This window comes from Streptomyces sp. NPDC091289 (assembly GCF_044757365.1).
In the GTDB taxonomy this organism is placed as follows: Bacteria; Actinomycetota; Actinomycetes; order Streptomycetales; family Streptomycetaceae; genus Streptomyces.
Window position 1 is genome coordinate 1 of the sequence record NZ_JBIVUT010000055.1, and the last position, 2587, is coordinate 2587.

The 2587-nt window shown below is 70.9% G+C and carries 1 protein-coding gene; it reads right to left on the reverse strand.

The annotated features are described in order from the left end of the window. Positions 1 to 2587: acyltransferase domain-containing protein (locus tag ACIQPT_RS37350; protein ID WP_401162802.1), on the reverse strand; the 2587-nt coding region annotated here is incomplete at both ends.

A 2587-nucleotide genomic window follows, 5' to 3' on the forward strand; every position in this document is an offset into this window, starting at 1 on the left:
GCGTGCCCACCACCCCAGGCACACCACCAGCAACCAACACCAACTCCCCCAACACCCCAGCAACCCCCGAAGCCACAACCGGCTCCCACCCCACGAAGAACTGGTTGTCGCCGCGTGTTCCGCTCGCCGCCGCCAGGGCCTCCTTCGAGACCGGGCGCGTGGCCAGCGACTCGACAGTGGCGACCAGCGCACCGGTCTCGTCGACCGCCGTCAGCGAGACCTCCGACACGGCGGCGCCGGGAACCGGCAACGTGAGCCGGACGCGCAGCATGGGCGAAGCGGCGCCGTACACGTGCACACCACTCCAGGCGAACGGGAGCTGCGTCTGGTCGTCCTGCGTCACGATGCCAGGCAGCAGCGCGTGCAGCGCCGCGTCCAGCAGGGCTGGGTGCACCACGTAGCGGGACGCGTCCGCGCGGCAGCTGTCCGGAAGCGAGATCTCGGCGTACACCTCGCCGTCGCCCCGCCACACGCGGCGCATCCCCTGGAAGGCAGGGCCGTACGCGTAGCCCTGGTCGGCCAGGCGCTCGTAGACGCCGTCGAGCGGCACTTCGGTGGCGACTTCGGGCGGCCAGACCGTGAAGGCGTCGGCCCGGGTGGCATCGGCTCCGTCCTCCCGCATCCCGAGGATTCCCTCACCGTGCACCGTCCAGGCGCGGTTCACGTCGCCGTCCGTGTCGGCCGGACGGGAGAAGATGCCGATCTCGCGTCGGCCGGTGTCGTCGGGTGCGCCCACCCGGACGGACACCTGGATCCCGCCCTGTTCCGGCAGCACCATCGGTGCGACGAGGCGCAGTTCCTCGACACGGTCGCAGCCGACCTCGTCGGCGGCGCGGGCGGCGAGCTCAAGGAGCCCCGTGCCCGGTACGAGGACCGTGTCGAAGATGGTGTGGTCGGTGATCCAGGGGTGGGAGCGTGCGGAGAGGCGCCCGGTGAGGACGGTCTCGTCGGTGTTGGCCAGGGCGAGCGCGGCTCCGAGCATCGGGTGGTCGAGGTCCTCCAGCCCCAGTGCGGCCGGGTCGCCGGGAGAGGCGGTCTCCTCCAGCCAGTAGCGCTGGCGCTGGAAGGCGTAGGTGGGCAGGGCCACGCGCCGGGCGGCGGGCAGGACTTCCTGCCAGCCGATGCGGACGCCGCGGGTGTGCAGCCGGCCAAGGAGCAGGGCAAGGGTGGTGAGTTCGTCCTGCTTGCGGCGCAGCGCCGGGGCCGCCACGCTCGGGCCGTCCTCCGTCCCGGACTCGATCATGGAGCAGAGGACGGCGTCGGGGCCGATCTCCACGAAGTCGGACACACCCTCCTTGCGCAGGGTGTTGACGGCGTCGTGGAAGCGGACGGTGCCACGCAGCTGACCGACCCAGTACTCCGGAGCCGTCAGCTCACCCGCAACGGCCACCTTCCCGGTCAGAGTCGAGACCAGCGGCACAGTCGGCTCACTGAAATGCAGGCCGGCCACAGTCCGACGGAACTCCTCAAGAACACCGTCCATGTGCGAGGAATGGAAAGCATGACTCACCCGCAACCGGGAGACACGCCAACCCCGCCCACGCCACCGCTCCTCCAACTCCCCCAGAACACCGGCATCCCCAGAGACGACAACCGCCTCAGGCCCATTGACCGCAGCGACATCAACACCCACCACCCCGGCCAGATCCGCGACCACGTCCCGCTCCGCAGCACCCACCGCGACCATCGCCCCGTCATCACGGGCCCCACCCATCAACCGGCCCCGAGCCACCACCAACCGAGCCGCATCCTGCAACGACAACACCCCGGCCACATGCGCCGCAGCAATCTCACCCACCGAGTGCCCGGCCACATAATCCGGCCGCACACCCCAACCCTCCAACACCCGGCACAACGCCACCTCGACAGCGAACAGAGCCGGCTGCGTGTACTCCGTCCGATCCAGCAGCCCCCCGCCCACCTCACCCTCCGCAGCGAACATCACCCCCCGCAACGGACGGTCCAACAACACATCCACGTACTTGCACACCTCATCCAACGCCGCAGCGAACTCCGGAACACCCGCCGCCAACACACGCCCCATGCCCAACCACTGCGCACCCTGACCCGAGAACACGAATCCCAGTCGTCCGGTGCGGGTGCGGGTCTGGAGCACCACACCCGGGTCGGACGCGCCCGTGGCCAAGGCCCGCAGAGCCGCGAGCTGTTCCTCCTGGTCGCGTCCCGCGACGACCGCGCCCGCCTCCAGTGCTGCCCGGCTCGATACCAGCGACCAGGCCACGTCCCTCCTGTCCGCCGTGTCCAGCAGACCACGGCGGTCGATGTGCTCGGCCAGGTGAGCCGCCTGCGCGCGCACCGCTTCCGTCGTACGTCCGGACAGGACCCACGGCACCACGGCACCGGTTCCCTTGTCCTGCCGGGTCCGCTCCCCTTCGGCGGCGGGTTCCTCGGGCGCCGCCTCCAGGATCACGTGCGAGTTGGTCCCGCCCAGGCCGAAGGAGGAGACGGCGGCGCGGGCGGGCCGGTCACCGGTGGACGGCCAGGGCCGCTCCTCCAGGAGCAGCTCCATGGCGGCCCGCTCCCAGTCGATGTGCGGAGACGGCTCGTCGACATGCAGCGTGCGCGG